The organism is Nocardioides turkmenicus (assembly GCF_011045035.1).
Lineage (GTDB): Bacteria > Actinomycetota > Actinomycetes > Propionibacteriales > Nocardioidaceae > Nocardioides > Nocardioides turkmenicus.
Genome location: NZ_JAALAA010000003.1, coordinates 57,583 through 74,678, shown reverse-complemented (window position 1 = coordinate 74,678; position 17,096 = coordinate 57,583). Strand labels below are relative to the sequence as shown.

General features: G+C 72.8%; 13 protein-coding genes and 2 riboswitches. Of the genes, 6 read left to right on the top strand and 7 right to left on the bottom strand.

Annotated elements, in window-relative coordinates:
- Positions 1–16: 16 nt before the first annotated feature.
- Positions 17–173, top strand: a riboswitch (cobalamin riboswitch).
- Positions 174–204: 31 nt separating this feature from the next.
- The 6 genes from G5C66_RS04245 (at position 205) to G5C66_RS04220 (ending at position 7,420) form a co-directional block, all read left to right on the top strand.
- Entirely contained in the window at positions 205–2,289 is a 2,085-nt protein-coding gene (locus tag G5C66_RS04245; RefSeq protein WP_165109721.1) for a VWA domain-containing protein, read from the top strand.
- Positions 2,289–2,903, top strand: coding sequence for a cob(I)yrinic acid a,c-diamide adenosyltransferase (gene cobO / locus G5C66_RS04240; RefSeq protein WP_165109720.1), 615 nt, complete (start codon positions 2,289–2,291; stop codon positions 2,901–2,903). Before G5C66_RS04245 ends, cobO begins: the two co-directional genes overlap by 1 nt.
- Entirely contained in the window at positions 2,897–5,323 is a 2,427-nt protein-coding gene (locus G5C66_RS04235) for a bifunctional hydrogenobyrinic acid a,c-diamide synthase/histidinol phosphate aminotransferase CobBC (RefSeq protein WP_165109719.1), read from the top strand. Before cobO ends, G5C66_RS04235 begins: the two co-directional genes overlap by 7 nt.
- Positions 5,320–6,264 (top strand): cobalamin biosynthesis protein, encoded by a 945-nt coding sequence (locus G5C66_RS04230; protein WP_165109718.1) that lies wholly within the window; start codon positions 5,320–5,322, stop codon positions 6,262–6,264. The genes G5C66_RS04235 and G5C66_RS04230 overlap by 4 nt, the downstream gene beginning before the upstream one ends.
- Positions 6,265–6,437: 173 nt before the next feature.
- The gene (locus G5C66_RS04225; protein WP_160028078.1) at positions 6,438–6,653 is read left to right on the top strand and encodes a CbtB domain-containing protein; all 216 of its coding nucleotides are present in this window, start codon (positions 6,438–6,440) and stop codon (positions 6,651–6,653) included.
- Entirely contained in the window at positions 6,653–7,420 is a 768-nt protein-coding gene (locus tag G5C66_RS04220) for a CbtA family protein (protein ID WP_165109717.1), read from the top strand. Before G5C66_RS04225 ends, G5C66_RS04220 begins: the two co-directional genes overlap by 1 nt.
- Positions 7,421–7,424: 4 nt before the next feature.
- On the opposite strand, the gene G5C66_RS04215 is transcribed toward G5C66_RS04220, so the two are convergent.
- The 7 genes from G5C66_RS04215 to G5C66_RS04185 form a co-directional block, all read right to left on the bottom strand.
- Positions 7,425–8,096 carry a (2Fe-2S) ferredoxin domain-containing protein gene (locus G5C66_RS04215; protein WP_165109716.1) on the bottom strand — a complete coding sequence of 224 codons (672 nt, stop codon included), beginning with the start codon at positions 8,094–8,096 and terminating at the stop codon, positions 7,425–7,427.
- Entirely contained in the window at positions 8,093–8,818 is a 726-nt protein-coding gene (locus tag G5C66_RS04210; protein ID WP_165109715.1) for a cobalt-precorrin-6A reductase, read from the bottom strand. The genes G5C66_RS04215 and G5C66_RS04210 overlap by 4 nt, the downstream gene beginning before the upstream one ends.
- Positions 8,815–10,434 (bottom strand): cobyric acid synthase, encoded by a 1,620-nt coding sequence (locus tag G5C66_RS04205; RefSeq protein ID WP_165109714.1) that lies wholly within the window; start codon positions 10,432–10,434, stop codon positions 8,815–8,817. The genes G5C66_RS04210 and G5C66_RS04205 overlap by 4 nt, the downstream gene beginning before the upstream one ends.
- Complete coding sequence (cobF, locus tag G5C66_RS04200) at positions 10,431–11,204, bottom strand: precorrin-6A synthase (deacetylating) (RefSeq protein WP_165109713.1); 774 nt, start codon at positions 11,202–11,204, stop codon at positions 10,431–10,433. Before cobF ends, G5C66_RS04205 begins: the two co-directional genes overlap by 4 nt.
- Positions 11,201–14,893 (bottom strand): cobaltochelatase subunit CobN, encoded by a 3,693-nt coding sequence (cobN, locus tag G5C66_RS04195; protein WP_165109712.1) that lies wholly within the window; start codon positions 14,891–14,893, stop codon positions 11,201–11,203. Before cobN ends, cobF begins: the two co-directional genes overlap by 4 nt.
- Positions 14,894–14,944: 51 nt before the next feature.
- Positions 14,945–15,054, bottom strand: a riboswitch (cobalamin riboswitch).
- Positions 15,050–15,610, bottom strand: coding sequence for a GNAT family N-acetyltransferase (locus G5C66_RS04190; RefSeq protein ID WP_165109711.1), 561 nt, complete (start codon positions 15,608–15,610; stop codon positions 15,050–15,052). (Overlaps the previous riboswitch by 5 nt.)
- A gap of 41 nt (positions 15,611–15,651) precedes the next feature.
- A complete protein-coding gene (locus G5C66_RS04185) occupies positions 15,652–17,067 on the bottom strand; it encodes a phytoene desaturase family protein (protein WP_165109710.1) in 1,416 nt (471 codons plus the stop codon).
- Between the last annotated feature and the right edge of the window lie 29 nt (positions 17,068–17,096).

Sequence of the window (17,096 nt, the reverse complement as noted above, 5' to 3'; positions counted from 1 at the left end):
GAGGCCAGACGCTACAGTGACCGCACAGGCGTGAGGTGCCCCGACCATCCGTGTACGGGTGGGAGGGGAGAATCTGGGAAGCCGGTGAGAATCCGGCACAGGCCCGCTGCGGTATATCGAGCCCGACGAGGGACTCGACAAGTCCGAAGACCGGCCCCGCGCCTTCCCCAACAGGCAACAACTACAGGGAGCGGGAGCCTCTCCATGCCGGTGCACTACCCATTTTCTGCCGTCCTCGGCTGCCAAGCCGATGATCTCGACGACATGGGCCTCGCGCTCGTGCTCACCACGATCTCCCCGGAGATCGGCGGGGTCCTGGTCCGCGGCGAGAAGGGCACAGCGAAGTCCACGGCCGTACGCGGCCTGGCGGCCGTGCTGCCCTCGATCTCGGTCTACGCGGGGGATCGGTTCTCGATCGACCCCGACGACCCGTCCGCGGAGTCACCGGACGGTCCCTTCGGCTCGGCCGCCGTCGTGGAGAGCCGGCCGGTACGGCTGGTCGAGCTCCCGGTGGGTGCCACCGAGGACCGTGTCGTCGGATCGCTCCACCTGGAGAGCGCGCTGTCGCGTGGTGCGGTCGAGTTCGAGCCGGGGCTGCTCGCCCGGGCCCACCGCGGCCTGCTCTACGTCGACGAGGTCAACCTGCTCCACGACCACCTGGTCGACCTGCTGCTGGACGCGGCCGCGATGGGCCGGGTCTCGGTCGAGCGTGACGGGGTCTCGGTCGAGCACGCGGCCCGGTTCGTGCTGATCGGCACCATGAACCCCGAGGAGGGCGAGCTGCGCCCGCAGCTGCTGGACCGCTTCGGGCTCACCGTCGAGGTCGCCGCGCCCCGGGACCCGGAGCTGCGCGCCGAGGTCGTACGCCGCCGGATGGCCTTCGACCTGGACGCTCGCGCATTCGTCGAGCGCTACGTCAGCGCTGAGCGCGACCTGACCGCCCGGATCTCGGCCGCTCGCGCGCTGGTCGGGAAGGTCCGGCTCACCGCGCCCGGGCTGCTCAAGATCGCCGAGGTCTGCGCCGCGTTCGAGGTCGACGGGCTGCGCGCCGACATCGTCACCGCCCGCACCGCCGTCGCCCACGCCGCCTGGGCCGGCCGCTCCGAGGTCACCCGCACCGACATCCGCCGCGCCGCCCTGCTCGCCCTGCCGCACCGGCGCCGGCGCAACCCCTTCGACGCCCCCGGTCTCGACGAGGACCTGCTCGACCGCATCCTCGGCGACGAGGAGCTCCCGCCCGAGCCACCTGAGGGTGGGCCGGAGAACGGGCCGGAGGACCGGCCCGACCCGGCTCCGCCCAGCGACGACGGTTCGACCGACGCCGAACCCCCGTCGGTCGAGCCCGGCGAGCGCCAGCGAGACGGTGTCGAGACCAACACAGCGGACTCCGTGGACGACCAGCCCGAGGCTCCGCCCACGCCCTCCGCTCCCGGCCTAGCACCCGAGTCCGTCACCGCCGCCGCCCCGGCCTACCGCCCCCGCCTCCTGACCGTGACCGGTCTCGGCACCGGCCGCACCGGTGGCCGGAGCAAGGCGATCGGCAGCAGCGGCCGCCGGATCGGCGCGAACACCAGCACCCGCGGCTCGCTCCACCTCGTCGAGACGCTCAAGGCGGCCGCGGGCAAGCAGGCCACCCGGCCGCGTACCTCCGCGAAGGTCGAGCTGCGCAGCGAGGACCTGCGCACCGCGGTCCGTGAGGGCCGGGAGGCCAACCTGGTGCTCTTCTGCGTGGACGCCTCCGGCTCGATGGCCGCGCGCAAGCGGATGGCGCAGGTGAAGGCCGCGGTCCTCTCGCTGCTCCTCGACGCCTACCGGCGCCGCGACAAGGTCGGGATGATCACTTTCCGCGGTGAGGGTGCCGAGCTGGTGCTGCCGCCGACCGGATCGGTCGACCTCGCCGCGGCCCGGCTCGACGAGGTGCCTGCCGGGGGACGTACGCCGCTGGCCGCAGGCCTCCTCGAGGCTGCCCGGGTGCTGCAGCGCGAGCACCTACGTGATCCCGACCTGCGGCCGTTGCTGGTGGTGGTCACCGACGGCCGTGCCAACTCCAAGGCCCACGGGAAGGACGCGGTGCGGCGCTCGCAGCAGGCCGCGGCGTACGTCGCCGGTCTGGGCGTCACCACCGTCGTCATCGACTCCGAGAGCGGGCCGATGCGGCTCGGGCTGGCGCGCCGGCTGGCCGAGCACCTGGGCGCCGAGCACGTGCCGGTCGCCGAGGTGAGCGCCGAGGCGCTGACCACCACCGTCCACGGGTTCACCGGAACCACCATGGGAAGGGGCGCTGCCTGATGCCGAAGGGACAGCCGCTGAACGTACCCGACGACGGGCTCACCACCCGCCAGCGCCGCAACCGGCCGCTGATCATGGTCCACACCGGCCCCGGCAAGGGGAAGTCGACCGCCGCCTTCGGGCTCGCGCTGCGCGGGTGGAACCAGGGCTGGCGGATCGGGGTCTTCCAGTTCGTGAAGTCGGCCAAGTGGCGCATCGGCGAGCAGACCGTGCTCGAGCGCCTCGGGAAGCTCCACGAGGAGACCGGCGAGGGCGGTCCGGTCGACTGGCACAAGATGGGCTCGGGCTGGTCCTGGAGCCGTAAGCAGGGTGCCGAGGAGGACCACGCCGCGGCCGCCGCCGAGGGCTGGGCCGAGATCAAGCGGTGCCTGGCGGACGAGCGTTATGACCTGCTCGTCCTCGACGAGTTCACCTACCCGATCAAGTGGGGCTGGGTCGACGCCGCCGAGGTGGCCTCGGTGCTCGCCGCGCGGCCGGGGCGCCAGCATGTCGTGATCACCGGTCGCGACGCCGACCCGGCGCTGCTCGAGGTCGCCGACCTGGTCACCGAGATGACCAAGATCAAGCACCCGATGGACGCCGGCCAGAAGGGCCAGCGGGGCATCGAATGGTGACCCTGCCCCGGCTGGTGGTCGCCGCTCCCTCGACCGGCTCGGGGAAGACGACGATCGCCACCGGGCTGATGGCGGCGTTGCGCGCCTCCGGAACGGCGGTGAGCGGCCACAAGGTCGGCCCCGACTACATCGACCCCGGCTACCACGCGCTCGCCACCGGACGCCCGGGACGCAACCTCGATCCTCACCTGGTGGGGGAGTCGCGGGTCGTACCGCTGTTGCTCCACGGCGCCAGCGGCGCCGAGGTCGCGGTCATCGAGGGCGTCATGGGCCTCTACGACGGCCGCCTCGGCACCGACGGCTTCGCCTCCACGGCCCACGTCGCCGCCCTGACCTCCTCGCCGGTCGTCCTGGTCCTCGACGTCGCCCGGATGTCCCGCTCCGCTGCCGCGATCGCTGCGGGCATGGCGGCCTTCGACCCGTCCGTACGCATCGGGGGAGTCGTGCTCAACCGCTGCTCTCCCGGGCGCAACGCCGACGAGATCCGGCGGGCGCTGGAGCAGACCGGTCTGCCGGTGCTCGGCATGCTGCCGCGTGACGAGTCGCTCGCCTCGCCGTCGCGTCACCTGGGTCTCGTCCCCGTCGCCGAGCGCGACGAGTCGGTCGCGCTGATCGAGCGCCTGGGGGAGCAGGTCGCCGCCCACCTCGACCTGTCGGCACTGCTGGACGTCGCCCGTACTGCTCCCGACCTCGAGACCGAGCCGTGGGACCCGGTCGCTGCGCTGGGGATCGAAGCCTCGCCGGGGCGCGACCGTCCGGTCGTGGCCGTCGCGGGCGGGAGGGCGTTCACGTTCCGCTACCCCGAGACCGAGGAGCTCCTCGAGGCGGCAGGCTCCGACGTACGCTCCTTCGACCCGCTCACCGATCCCGCGCTCCCCGAGGGTACGAGGGGGATCTACCTCGGGGGCGGCTTCCCGGAGGTGTACGCCGCCGAGCTCGCCGCCAACCACAGCCTGCTCCGCGACCTCAGGACCGCCGTGGAGGCGGGGGTCCCGACCGTCGCCGAGTGCGCCGGTCTGCTCTACCTGGCCGAGTCCCTCGACGGCGTACCCATGGCCGGCGCCATCCCCGCCCACGCCGCGATGAGCGAGCGTCTCACCCTGCGCTATCCGGTCGCGGTCGCCGCCTCCGACTCCCTGCTCACCCGCGCGGGCGAGGAGGTCATGGGCCACGAGTTCCACCGCACCACGACGACCCCTCCCGCCGGGACCAGGGCGGCATGGACGGTCGACGACGCACCGACGGGCTTCAGCAGCGACACCGTCCACGCGTCGTACCTGCACGTGCACTGGGCCGGCCACCCACACCTCGCCCGCCGCTTCGCCGACGCCGCACGTTCGTCCGCCCCCGTCGGTCGAGCTGACCCTAGCGGCTCCGGCGGCTCGACCGGCGGTGGGGACAGCGGGGTGGCTGATCCGCTCCGGCACCACGGCGACGTCGAGGTGGGCGACGGACTGCTCGACTTCGCGGTGAACGTCTACCCCGAACCGCGCCCGGAGTGGCTGGACCAGGCACTCCACGACTCGCTGGCCCCGACCGCCTACCCCGACGAGGAGCCGGCGCGGGCGGCGCTGGCCAAGCACCACGGCCGCGAGCGCGCCGAGGTGCTCCCGACGGCGGGGGCGGCGGAGGCGTTCACGCTGGTCGCACGGGCCAGGAGCTGGCGGAAGCCGGTCGTCGTGCACCCCCAGTTCACCGAGCCACATGCGGCGCTCGAGCAGGCCGGCCACACCGTCACCGAGGTCCGCCTCCGCGCTGAGGACGGGTTCGTCCTCGACCCGGCAACCGTGCCCGACGACGCGGATCTGGTCGTCGTCGGCAACCCGACCAACCCCACCGGCGTGCTCCATCCCACCGACACCCTCTGCGCTCTGCTGAAGCCCGGCCGGCTGGTCGTGGTCGACGAGGCGTTCATGGACGCGGTGCCGGGCGAGCCCGAGACCCTCACCGCGGAGCGGGCCGAGGGGCTGCTGGTGATCCGCAGCCTGACCAAGCACTGGTCGATCCCGGGCGTACGCGCGGGCTACGTCGTCGGCGACGCCGCGGTGATCGACGACCTGGAGGCCGTACGCACCCCGTGGTCGGTCTCGGCCACCGCCGCCGCGGCGATGCTCGCCTGCGCCACCGAGCGCGCCAGCGCCGAGGCCCGCGAGCGCGCCGAGCGGATCGCCACCTGGCGCGACCGTCTCGAAGCGGGTCTGCGCGAGCAGGAGATCGAGTACGTCCCCTCGACCGCCTCGTTCGTCCTCGCCCGCCCGGGCGTCGGTGTCCGGGAGGCCCTGCGCGAGCAGGGCATCGCCGTACGCCGCGCCGACACCTTCCCCTGCCTCGGCCCCGACTGGGTGCGGATCGCGGTGCGGCCCGAGGAGCCGACCGGCCGGCTCCTGACCGCGCTGCGCCGGACCAGGGGAGACCGGTGAGCCCGCGGGCGATCGGGCTGCTGGCCGGTTTCGTGCTCGACCGTCTCCTCGGCGACCCTCGGCGCCACCACCCGGTTGCCGGCTTCGGCACGGTCGCGATGAAGGCGGAGCAGGCCTGGTACGCCGACGACCGGGCCAGAGGAGTCCTGCACACCGTCACCCTGGTCGGGGGAGCGGTCGTCCTGGGCGCCGCCGCCGAGCGGCTCGCCCCGGGCCCGACGGCGAAGGCACTGGTGACCGCGGCCGCGACCTGGGCGGTCCTGGGTGGCCGCTCGCTGGAGCGTGAGGCCATGGCCGTCCACGCCCACCTCGACACGGGTGACCTGCCCGCCGCGCGGCAGCGGCTCACCCACCTCGTCGGCCGCGACACCGCCCAGCTCGACGCCTCCGAGGTCTCCCGGGCCGTGGTCGAGAGCGTCGCGGAGAACACCTCGGACGCGGTCGTCGCGCCGCTGGTGTGGGGTGCGCTCGGCGGCGTACCGGGCCTGCTCGGCTACCGCGCCGCCAACACCCTCGACGCGATGGTCGGCCACCACAACGACCGCTACGAGCGTTTCGGCTGGGCCAGCGCGCGCCTCGACGACCTGCTCAACCTCCCCGGCTCACGCCTGTCCGGCCTCCTCGCGATCGCCACCTCCCCGAGCCCGGACGCGGCACGCGAGGCCGCCCGGGCCTGGCGCCGCGACGCCGCCGCCCACCCCAGCCCCAACGCGGGCGTTGTCGAGGCCACCTTCGCCGGCTCCCTCGGTGTCCGGCTGGGCGGCACCAACACCTACTACGGCAACCGCGTCGAGCACCGCGCGGTGATGGGCGACGGCCTCGCCACCGAGCCCGCCGACATCCCGCGCGCCACCGAACTGGCCCTCCGCGTCGGCGTCGGCGCGGCGATCACGGGGGCCCTGGCCGCGGCCGCGATCAGGTGTCGCGATCGGCGGAGCTGACCAGTCGCCAGGGGACGTACCGATGCCCTAGAGTGCACCCAACGGACATGAGGAAGCCGGTGGAACTCCGGCACAGTCGCGCTACTGTGACATCGCCTCGCGGCGGTGGAGTCAGACCCGAGTGTCCGTCCAACCCCAACGAACAGGGACGCAGGTATCCCTGAGGAGGACATATGTCGCAGCACGCTGTGGCGCCCGTCGCCGGCGCCGACCTTCCCACCATCCCGCTCCGTGAGCTCGCTCCTTGGGCGCTCTTCTTCGGACTGCTCGGTCTGCTGGTGCTCTTCTTCATCAGCGCCGACCAGGGCGCGGTCTCGATCCCGTCCGGCACCCTGATCCACGAGTGGGTCCACGACGGTCGTCATCTGCTCGGCTACCCCTGCCACTGATGAGTCCGCGTGCATTTCTCGTACGCGGCCTGCTAGCCGGCCTCCTCGCCGGGGTCGTCACCTTCCTGGTGGCGTACTCCGTCGGTGAGCCGCAGGTCGGTGCAGCCATCGCACTGGAGGAGGCCGGCGACGGACACTCGCACTCCCACGCTGCTGAGGGTGGCGAGGAAGAGGCCCCTGAGGTCTCCCGCGCCAACCAGAGCACCTGGGGGCTGCTGACCGGCACCCTGGCGGTCGGCGTCGCGCTCGGCGGCATCGTCGGGCTGGTCGCCGCCGCCACGCTGGGCCGTCTCGGACGGCTGACACCCGGTCAGTCGACCGCGCTCGTCACCCTGATCGGGTTCGTCGCGGTCGCGCTGGTGCCGTTCCTCAAGTACCCGGCGACCCCGCCGGCGGTCGGCAGCGGTGACACCATCGGTGTACGCACCGCGGTCTACTTCGCCTTCCAGGCCCTCTCGGTCGTGGCGGCGGTGGTCGTGGCGTACGCCGCGGTGCGGCTGCGCGGGCGGTTCGGCACCTACCTCGCCGTCGTCGGCGCGATCGCGGCCTATCTGGCCGTGATGGTCGTCGCCGGCGAGCTGTTCCCGACGGTCAACGAGGTCGGGGACTTCCCGGCCGACACGTTGTGGTTCTTCCGCCGGGCCTCGCTGATCACGCTCGCCACGATGTGGGGCGTGCTCGGGGTGGCGCTGACCGGGCTGGTCATTCGTCTGTACGCGGCGGAGCGCGCCGTCGCGGAGCGAAAGGCCCTGGCCGCCAGCCTCTGACGGGCTAGCGGGGGAGGCGGTAGGCCTCCACCGGACGGCCGCCGTCCAGGTGATCACGCACGATCGCCCGGGCGGCGGCCGCTTCCACGTTGCCGTACCAGACGTCGTCGGGCTGCACGCTGAGCACGGGCGCCTGGTTGCACGGGAACTGGCAGCCGGTGTGGGTGATCAGCAGGTCGTCGTCGCCGAGACCGGCCTCCATCGCCCCCAGGATCACCGCCCTGGCGGTCTCCTCCGAGCCCTTCGCGGTGCAGCGCGGGCCGCGGCAGATCAGCACCTGACGTACGTGGCCGGGGACCCGCTCCCAGGCGGGCGAGGTGAGCCCGGGTTCGGTGCCGGTGACCGGCCTGGTCTCGGTCAGCGCCTCGACGAGCTCGTCGCGCGTCGTCGCCAGCCGGGGCGCCACCTGGATCTCGGGGCGGTCGCCGGAGCGTTCGCGCCACCAGTGGGCCGCGATCCGGCGCAGCCAGGAGTGGCCCGGGGCGAGCGGGCCGAGGCTGACCCCGACCAAGGTGATCGTCTCGGCGCCGGTGTCGGCGATCCGGGTCAGCTCGGCGGAGAGCGACGGGCCGCCCATCTGCAGGAACGCGAGGCTCGCGTCGAGCTCATCGGCCCAGGCGAGCAGGTCCTGGCGCCGGTCGACGTCGGTCACCGACATCCCGACGACCACCCTCATCCGAGGCTCCGGACCCAGGCGACCGCCTCGGCGACGTCGTTGACCGTGCGGACGCCCTCGGTGCCGGGCGGGCGGCGTACGACCACCACCGGCACCCCGAGCTCGGCCGCCGCCGCCATCTTCGGCCAGGTGAAGGTGCCGCCGGAGTCCTTGGTGATGAGCACGTCGGTCCCGTGCTCGCGCATCAGCGCGAGCTCGCCCTCGATCTCGTAGGGGCCACGGCTGGTCAGTAGCGTCCAGGGTTCGGGCAGGTCGAGGTCGGGCCGGTCGACCACGCGGGCGAGCGCCTGATGGCCGGCGAGCGCCGGGACGAACCGCGCGAGCTCCTGGCGCCCGACCGTGATGAACGGCCGCCTCCCGAGGTCGGCGGCGAGCGCCGCGGCCTGGTCGTGGGTGTCGACGTAAGCCCAGGACGGGTCCGCGGGCCAGCCCGGCCGTTCCAGGCGGAGCAGCGGATGTCCGGTCTGCGCGCAGGCCGTGGCCGCGTTGGCCGAGATGCCACGTGCGAACGGATGGGTCGCGTCGACGACGGCGTCGAAGTGGTCGAGAGCCCCCCTCAAGCCCTCGACCCCTCCGAACCCGCCGATCCGCACCGCGCCGACCGGCAGCCGGGGCCGAGCCACCCGACCCGCCAGCGACGAGGTGACGTCCACCCCCGCTTCGAGCAGCCGCGCCGCCAGGTCCCGCGCCTCCCCGGTCCCGCCCAGGATCAGCAGCCTCATCGGATCCCGCCGCTGGTCGAGCCGCCGGAGCCGCTAGGCGGAGGCGTGTCGAGACCAACACAGTCCTCTGTCGACCTCGAGGGGACTGTGTTGGTCTCGACACGACGTCGTTCGTCCCTCACGACGTCGGCTCGACCGACGGGTGCGTCGGCTCGACCGACGGGTGCGTCGGCTCGACCGACGGGGGAGACGGCGAGGTCGAGCAGCGCGTCGACGTCGAGGTGCTCCTCGACGAGGTCGCCGATCAGGTCCAGGCGGCGCTCGCGGGCGGCCGGGAACGAGACGGCGGAGGGTTCGCGATCCAGTGTCGCTGCGAGGAACGCGCCGCGGAGAGCGTCGCCCTCCAAGGACCCGTGCCACATCGTCCCGAAGACCTGGCCGGACCGCGCGCCACCCAGGAACTCGGTGACGCCGTCGCCGCGGGTGATCCGGCCGTGGTGGATCTCGTAGCCGCTCGCCTCGACCCCGAGGGCCGACCCGGTGGGCAGGCGGAGGTTCTTGGCGGGCGCGAAGTCGGTGCGTACGTCCAGCAGGCCCAGCCCGTCGACCTCGGCGACCGACCCCTCGACCCCGTCGGGGTCGGCGATCACGCCGCCGAGCATCTGGAAGCCGCCACAGATCCCGAGGAGCGGGCGGCCGCGGCGTACGTGCTCGATGAGGGCCGCGTCGAGTCCGCGCGAGCGGAGCCAGGCGAGGTCGCTGATCGTGGACCGGGTGCCGGGCAGGACGACCAGGTCGGCGTCGGCGATGTCGGCGGGCGAGGAGGCGAAGACGACGTCGAGGTCCGGCTCCAGGCCGAGCGCGTCGACGTCGGTGAAGTTGGAGATGCGGGGGAGGCGTACGACCGCGACCTTGCGGGTGGCCCCGGCCGCGGAGCGCCGGCCCTCCAGGTCGAGCGCGTCCTCGGAGTCGAGCCACAACGACGGCTCCCAGGGGAGCACACCGAAGACGCGGCGATCGGTGAGCGACTCCAGGGACTCCAGCCCAGGAGCAAGCAGCCCGGCGTCGCCGCGGAACTTGTTGATGACAAAGCCGCTGATCAGGGCCTGGTCCTCGGGCTCGAGCAGCGCCAAGGTGCCGTACATCGCCGCGAACACCCCGCCGCGGTCGATGTCGCCGACGACGATCGTCGGCAGGCCCGCATGCCGGGCCAGCCCCATGTTGACGTAGTCGCCGGCCCGCAGGTTGATCTCCGCCGGGCTGCCCGCGCCCTCGGCGACGATCACGTCGAAGCGCGAGGCGAGATCGTCGTATGCAGCATGGGCAGCGGTCGCCAGGTGCCGGCGCCCCGCCTCCCAGTCGTGCGAGGACACCTCGCCGGCGGGATGCCCCATCAGCACCACGTGGCTGCGGCGGTCGGAGCCGGGCTTGAGCAGCACCGGGTTCATCGCCGGCTCCGGGGTGACCCGGGCGGCCAGCGCCTGGACCCACTGCGCCCTGCCGATCTCGGCCGTCGTGCCGTCCGGACCGGCGCAGACCATCGAGTTGTTGGACATGTTCTGGGCCTTGTAGGGCGCCACCTTCACGCCGCGGCGGGCGAACGCCCGGCACAGCCCGGTCGTCACGACCGACTTCCCGGCATCGGAGGTGGTGCCGGCGACCAGCAGCCCGCTCATCGGCGGGGTGCTCGCAGGAGGTAGATGTCCATCACCCAGCCGGCCGATGCCCGCAATCGTGCGCGCGCCTCGTCGATGGCCGGAAGCACCTCGCCGACGGTGCCCGCGACCAGCTCCTCCTCGCGCGTGCCGAGGTTGCCGCCCCACCAGATCCGCCAGTCCTCGAGCCCGGGGAGGTCGACGACGCGGTTGAGCATCACCACGAGGTTGTCGTGGCCGGCCTCGACGGCCTCGAGCACCGCGCGGCCGGTGGTGACGTAGAGCGGGCGCCCGACGTCGTGGAGCACCAAGCGGTGGCGGGCGGCGAGCAGCTGCACCGAGGAGATCCCGGGGATGACGTCGACCTCGATGTCGAGCTCCTCGGCGATCTGGTCGACGACCCGGATCGTGGAGTCGTAGAAGGCCGGATCGCCCCAGACCAGGAAGCCGACGTCACCGGGGTGCTCGGCGAGCACGGCGAGGTAGCGCTCGACCCGGGCGCGGTGCCACTCCCGGACGGCCGCCCGGTAGTCCTCGTCGGTCCCGGTGAACTCCTCGCGCCGCTCGCGAGGAGCATCGGCGACCTTCACCACGCGCGCGGGCGTGGACAGATGACGGTCGAGCAGCTCCTCGCGCGCCCGGACCAGCGGATCCGGCATCCCGCCCTTGGCCGTGCCCGACTTGTCGGTGACCAGGAAGTAGTCGACCGACCGCATAGCGGCGACGGCCTCCAGGGTGACCTGGTGGGGATCGCCGGGGCCGACGCCGATGATCTTGATCCGTCGGGTCATTCCTCTTCCAGCTCACCTTCGATGTCGAGGTAGATCTCCTGCATCTGCGCGACGAGCTCGGGGTCCGGCTCCTCCCACAGCCCTCGCTCGGCCGCCTCGTGGAGCCGCTCGACGATGCCGCGCAGCGCCCACGGGTTCGAGGATCGCATGAACTCCTGGTTGGTCTCGTCCAGGACGTACTCGCGGGCGAGCTTCTCGTACATCCAGTCCTGCACCACACCGGCGGTCGCGTCGAAGCCGAAGAGGTAGTCGACGGTCGCGGCCAGCTCGAAGGCGCCCTTGTAGCCGTGGCGCTGCATCGCCGAGATCCAGCGCGGGTTGACCACCCGGGCGCGGAAGACACGGTTGGTCTCCTCCTGCAGCGTCCGGGTCTTGATGGCGTCGGGGGAGGTGGAGTCGCCGACGTACGCCTTGGGGTCCGAGCCCGTCAGCGCGCGGACGGTCGCGACCATGCCGCCGTGGTACTGGAAGTAGTCGTCGGAGTCGGCGATGTCGTGCTCGGCCGAGTCGACGTTCTTCGCGGCGACCTTGATCCGGCGGTAGTTGGCGCGCATGTCGTCGGCTGCCGGGGCGCCGTCGAGGTCGCGGCCGTAGGCGAAGCCGCCCCAGGCTGCGTACACGTCGGCCAGATCCTGGTCGGAGCGCCAGTTGCCGGCCTCGATCACCTGCAGGATCCCGGCACCGTACGACCCCGGCTTGGAGCCGAAGATCCGCGACGTCGCGCGGCGCTGGTCACCGTGCTCGGCCAGGTCCTCGAGGGTGTGCGCGCGGACGAAGTTCTTCTCGGCGGGCTCGTCGAGGTCGGCCACCAGCCGGACGGCGTCGTCGAGCATCGAGACGACGTGCGGGAACGCGTCGCGGAAGAACCCGGAGATGCGTACGGTCACGTCGATGCGCGGCCTTCCCAGCTCCTCCAGCGGGATGACGTCGAGGTGGGTGATCCGGCGGGACGCCTCGTCCCACTCGGGACGTACGCCGAGCAGTGCGAGCACCTCGGCGACGTCGTCGCCGGACGTACGCATCGCGCTCGTGCCCCACACCGAGAGCCCGACGCTCGTCGGGTAGTCGCCGGTCTCGTCCAGGTAGCGTTGCAGCAGCGAGTCGGCCATCGCCTGCCCGGTCTGCCACGCCAGCCGCGAGGGCACCGCGCGCGGGTCGACGGTGTAGAAGTTGCGCCCGGTCGGCAGTACGTTGACGAGCCCCCGCAGCGGCGAACCCGACGGTCCCGCGGGGACGAAGCCACCGTCCAGGGCGTGCAGGACGGCGGACAGCTCGTCGGTGGTCCTCGCCAGCCGCGGCACCACCTGCTCGGCCGCGAAGACGAGCACCTGCCGCACCGCCGGGTCGTCGTGGAGGGTCTCGGCGACGGCCGGGTCCCAGCCGGCAGCGTCCATCCGCTGCACCAGGTCGCGCGCCTGCGTCTCGATCTCGTCGACGGCCCGGGTGTCGGCGCCCTCCTTGAGACCGAGCGCCGCCCGCAGACCGGGCACGGCGCCGCCGACGCCACCCCACACCTGCGCAGCGCGCAGGATCGAGAGGACCAGGTTGATCCGTGCCTCGCCCTCAGGGGCGCCGCCGAGCACGTGCAGGCCGTCGCGGATCTGGGCGTCCTTGATCTCGCAGAGCCAGCCGTCGATGTGGAGCATGAAGTCGTCGAACTCGTCGTCCTCGGGACGCTCCTCCATGCCGAGGTCGCGATGGAGCTCGGCGGCCTTCATCAGCTGCCAGATCTCGCCACGGATGGCGGGCAGCTTGGCCGGGTCCATGGAGGAGATCCGGTCGTACTCCTCCATCAGCGACTCCAGCCGCGCGATGTCGCCGTAGGACTCCGCGCGGGCCATCGGCGGCACCAGGTGATCGACGATCGTGGCGTGCGCGCGGCGCTTCGCCTGAGCGCCCTCGCCGGGGTCGTTGACCAGGAACGGGTAGATCAGCGGCATGTTGCCGATCGCGGCGTCCGGGCCGCAGGACGCCGACAGCGCGGCGTTCTTGCCCGGCAGCCACTCCATCGAGCCGTGCTTGCCGAGGTGGACGACCGCGTCGGCCTTGAACCCGTTCTCCAGCCACCGGTAGGCGCCGATGTAGTGGTGCGACGGCGGCAGGTCGGGGTCGTGGTAGATCGCGACCGGGTTCTCGCCGAAGCCGCGCGGCGGCTGGATCAGGATGACGATGTTGCCGGCCTGGAGCGTGGCCAGCACGAGCTCGCCGTCGTCGTTGACGAACAGACCGCCCGGCGACTCCCCCCAGGTCTCGACCATCTGCTCGCGCAGGTCAGCAGGGAGATCCTTGGTCCACTCGTCGTAGGACGCTTTCGAGATCCGGACGTGCGCGTCGGTGAGCTGCGCGTTGGTCAGCCACTCCTCGTCCTGGCCGCCCGCGGCGATCAGCGCGTGGATCAGCGCGTCGCCGGCCGCGGTCTCGCGCTCGGAGACTGATGTGTTGGTCTCGACACCGCTCGCGGGCTCGACCGACGCTTCGCTGGTCGAGCCGCCGGAGCCGCTAGGCGGAGGCGTGTCGAGACCAACAGAGTCGAGGATGCGTACGACCTCGTTGTCGTGGCCGAGGTCATAGCCCTCCTCGCGGAGCCGGCGCAGCATCCGGATCGCGGATACCGGGGTGTCCAGGCCGACCGCGTTGCCGATACGGGCGTGCTTGGTGGGGTAGGCGGAGAGCACCAGCGCGAGGCGCTTCTCGGCGTTGGGCGTGTGGCGCAGGCGGGCGTGGTTGACCGCGATCCGGGCGACGCGTGCGGCCCGCTCGGGGTCGGCGACGTAGTGGGGGAGACCCTGCTCGTCGAGCTCCTTGAACGAGAACGGCGCGGTGATGATCCGTCCGTCGAACTCCGGGATCGCGATCTGCGAGGCCGAGTCGAGCGGCGTGACGCCGTCGTCGGACGCCTCCCACTCCGCACGGGACGAGGTCAGGCAGAGGCCCTGGAGCACCGGGATGTCCAGCGCCGCCATCCGCTCCACGTCCCAGGCCTCGTCCTCGCCGCCGGCGGAGGCGGACGCCGGCACCGAGCCGCCGGCCGCGAGCACGGTCACGATGAGTGCGTCGAGGCTGCCGAGCGCCTCGTAGAGGTCGTCGGGCGCGGAGCGCAGCGACCCCGCGAAGACGGGTACGCCGGTGGCCGAACCCGTCGCGTCGATGGCATCGGCCAGCGCGTGCGCGAACGCGGTGTTGCCGCTGGTCTCGTGGGCGCGGTAGTAGAGCACCCCGATGCGGGGAAGGGTGTCATCGGCAGGCGCGGGCCGCTCCGCGAACCCCCAGGCCGGCACCGTGGCCGGCGGCTCGAACCCGAACCCGGTCAGCAGGACGGTGTCGGAGAGGAACGCGTGCAGCTGGGCGAGGTTGGCCGGCCCGCCCTCGGCGAGGTAGCGGTGTGCCTCGGCGGCGACGCCCATCGGGACGGTGGAGTGCTCCATCAGCTCGGCGCTCGGCTGCTGCTCGCCGCCGAGGACCACGACCGGGGTGCCGCGCTCCTTGACCGCGCTCAGGCCGTCCCACAGGTCGGTGGGGGAGCCGAGCAGCCGGAACACCACCAGGTCGGCGTCGGCGACCACCGCGTCGAGGTCGGTCGACCGCGAGGGGTTCGCCCAGGCGTAGTCGGCTCCGCTGGCACGGGCCGAGAGCAGGTCGGTGTCCGAGGTGGACAGAAGAGCGATGCGTACGCGTGCAGGGTCGGCCATGCCGGGGTCCTCCTAGGGGTTCTCGCCCCGTCGATCGGTCGGATCGCCCGCGGCCAGTGTCTGGCTGTGTCCGTGCCCGACAGCGGCACGGACGTCACAGTGGCGGAACCGCCCCGGACTCTCACCGGGTTCCTGCGCCACGAGCGTGCTCGCAGCCTACCCCGCGCGCTGCCGGAGCCAGGCCTCGCGGGTGATCTCGTACTCGACCTCGCCCTCGGCATGTCCGAGGAGCGGCTCCTCGAAGTCCTGGTGGAAGGCGCGGACGAAGCTCATCCCGACGGACACCATGGTGGCCCGGGAGGGCTCGTTGACGGCCATCGTCTGCGCGATCACGCGGTCGAAGCCGAGGTCCTCGAAGGCGTGCCGGAGCAGTTCGAGCGACCCCTCCTTCGCGAACCCCTTGCGCCAGTGGCGCTTGGGGAGCCGGTAGCCGAGCTCGGCGGCGTCGGTCCGCGGCGGGGCGTCGGGCGGCTCGAGCATGTAGAGCCCGATCGCCTCACCCGCTGCGTACCCGATCCACTTGCCCTGCGCCTCGGTCTCCCTCGCGGCCTGGATCCAGCGGTGCATCCGCTCTTCGGTCTCCTCCGGGGTGAGGGCGCGGATGAACAGGTAGCGCAGCACCTCCGGATCCGAGTTGAGGTCGACGAGGAACGGCAGGTGCTCCTCGCTCAGCGGGACCAGCTCGAGGCGCTCGGTGTGCAGATGGGCTTGTGGCATGGTCGAGACGTTAGCCAGGACGTACGCCGCCGGCACCTGGTTTAGCCCCGGCCGAGGTGGCGCAGGGCGCGGTGGGCGGCGTGGTAACCGCACATGCCGTGGACGCCGGCGCCGGGCGGGGTGGCGGCGGAGCAGAGGAACATCCCCGGGATGCCGGTGTCGTAGGCGGCGAGGGTGGGGCGGACGATGAGCTGGCGCAGGGTGTTGGCGCCGGTGGAGATGTCGCCACCGACGTAGTTGAGGTTGTACGCCGCATAGTCCGCCGGCGTGGTGACGTGGGTGGCGACGACATGCGAGCGGAAGCCGGGCGCGAAGCGCTCGATCTGGGCCAGGACCGCGTCGGTCGCGTCGCCCTCGTAGGCGTGCGGGACCTGGGCGTAGGCCCACACCGGGTTGAGACCGTCGGCAGAGCGCGACGGGTCGGCGACGTACTGCTGGCCCAGCAGCACGAACGGGCGCTCCGGCATCCGGCCGACCGCGATCTCCTGCTCGCTCGCCGCCACCTCCGCGATCGTCCCGCCGAGGTGGACGGTCCCGGCGCGACCGACCGCCGGGTCACGCCAGGGGATCGGGCCGCGGACGGCCAGATCGACCTTGTACGCCGCGGGCCCGTGCCGCCACCGCCGCATGGCCCGTCGTGGCCGCTGCGGCAGAGCATCCCCGACGATGTCGGCGAAACCGCCGGGGCTGGTGTCGAAGAGGGTGACGTCCGCCGCGGGCAGGTCGGCTCGGGTGCGGACCGTGACGCCCGTGACGACGGTGCCGCCCAGCTCTTCGAGGAGCCTCGCCATGGCGAGCGTGATCGCGTGGGAGCCGCCCTCGGCGACCGGCCACCCGTGCCGGTGCCCGCTGACCACGAGCATCGTGCCCACCGCCGAGGTGCCGGGCCGGTCGAGCGGCTGGAACGCGTGCGCGGCGCAGCCGGCGAAGAGCGCCCTCGCCTTCTCCTCCCGGAACGCCCGCGCGAGCACGGTGGCCGGCGGGGCGGCCCGGAGCCCGAAGCCGGCCATCCGAAACGGCCTCCTCGGCAGGCGCAGCAGCGGAGCGAGGATCTGGTCGGTGATCGAGTCGAAGTCACGTACGACAGGGCCGAACACCTGCTCCCAACGTCGCCGGTCGGCGCCCAGCCCCGCGGCCGTCGACTCGACCGAACGGTGCAGCAGCGCGGCCTCGCCCTCATCGAGTGGATGGGCGAGCTCGATCTCGGGAAAGCGCCAGGTCAGGCCGTACCTCTCCAGCCCCAGCTCGCGGAAGAGCGGCGAGGCCACCCCGAGCGGGTGGATCGCCGAGCAGATGTCGTGGTGCAGTCCGGGGAGGGTCAGCTCGGCGGTGCGGGTGCCGCCGCCGACGGTCTCCGCGGCCTCGAGGACGGTGACCTCCACCCCGTGACGGGCGAGCACGACCGCCGCCGCCAGGCCGTTGGGGCCGGCGCCGACGACGGTTGCGGTGGACGACATCGGACACAGCCTGACGCGGGCCCTGACCG

Coding starts and splice junctions, on each gene's coding strand:
- G5C66_RS04190 (WP_165109711.1), bottom strand. CDS start 15,610: ATGCCACAAGCCCATCTGCACACCGAGCGCCTCGAGCTGGTCCCGCTG.
- G5C66_RS04215 (WP_165109716.1), bottom strand. CDS start 8,096: ATGAGGGTGGTCGTCGGGATGTCGGTGACCGACGTCGACCGGCGCCAG.
- G5C66_RS04210 (WP_165109715.1), bottom strand. CDS start 8,818: ATGAGGCTGCTGATCCTGGGCGGGACCGGGGAGGCGCGGGACCTGGCG.
- cobF (WP_165109713.1), bottom strand. CDS start 11,204: ATGACCCGACGGATCAAGATCATCGGCGTCGGCCCCGGCGATCCCCAC.
- G5C66_RS04235 (WP_165109719.1), top strand. CDS start 2,897: ATGGTGACCCTGCCCCGGCTGGTGGTCGCCGCTCCCTCGACCGGCTCG.
- G5C66_RS04245 (WP_165109721.1), top strand. CDS start 205: ATGCCGGTGCACTACCCATTTTCTGCCGTCCTCGGCTGCCAAGCCGAT.
- G5C66_RS04225 (WP_160028078.1), top strand. CDS start 6,438: ATGTCGCAGCACGCTGTGGCGCCCGTCGCCGGCGCCGACCTTCCCACC.
- G5C66_RS04205 (WP_165109714.1), bottom strand. CDS start 10,434: ATGAGCGGGCTGCTGGTCGCCGGCACCACCTCCGATGCCGGGAAGTCG.
- G5C66_RS04185 (WP_165109710.1), bottom strand. CDS start 17,067: ATGTCGTCCACCGCAACCGTCGTCGGCGCCGGCCCCAACGGCCTGGCG.
- G5C66_RS04220 (WP_165109717.1), top strand. CDS start 6,653: ATGAGTCCGCGTGCATTTCTCGTACGCGGCCTGCTAGCCGGCCTCCTC.
- cobN (WP_165109712.1), bottom strand. CDS start 14,893: ATGGCCGACCCTGCACGCGTACGCATCGCTCTTCTGTCCACCTCGGAC.
- cobO (WP_165109720.1), top strand. CDS start 2,289: ATGCCGAAGGGACAGCCGCTGAACGTACCCGACGACGGGCTCACCACC.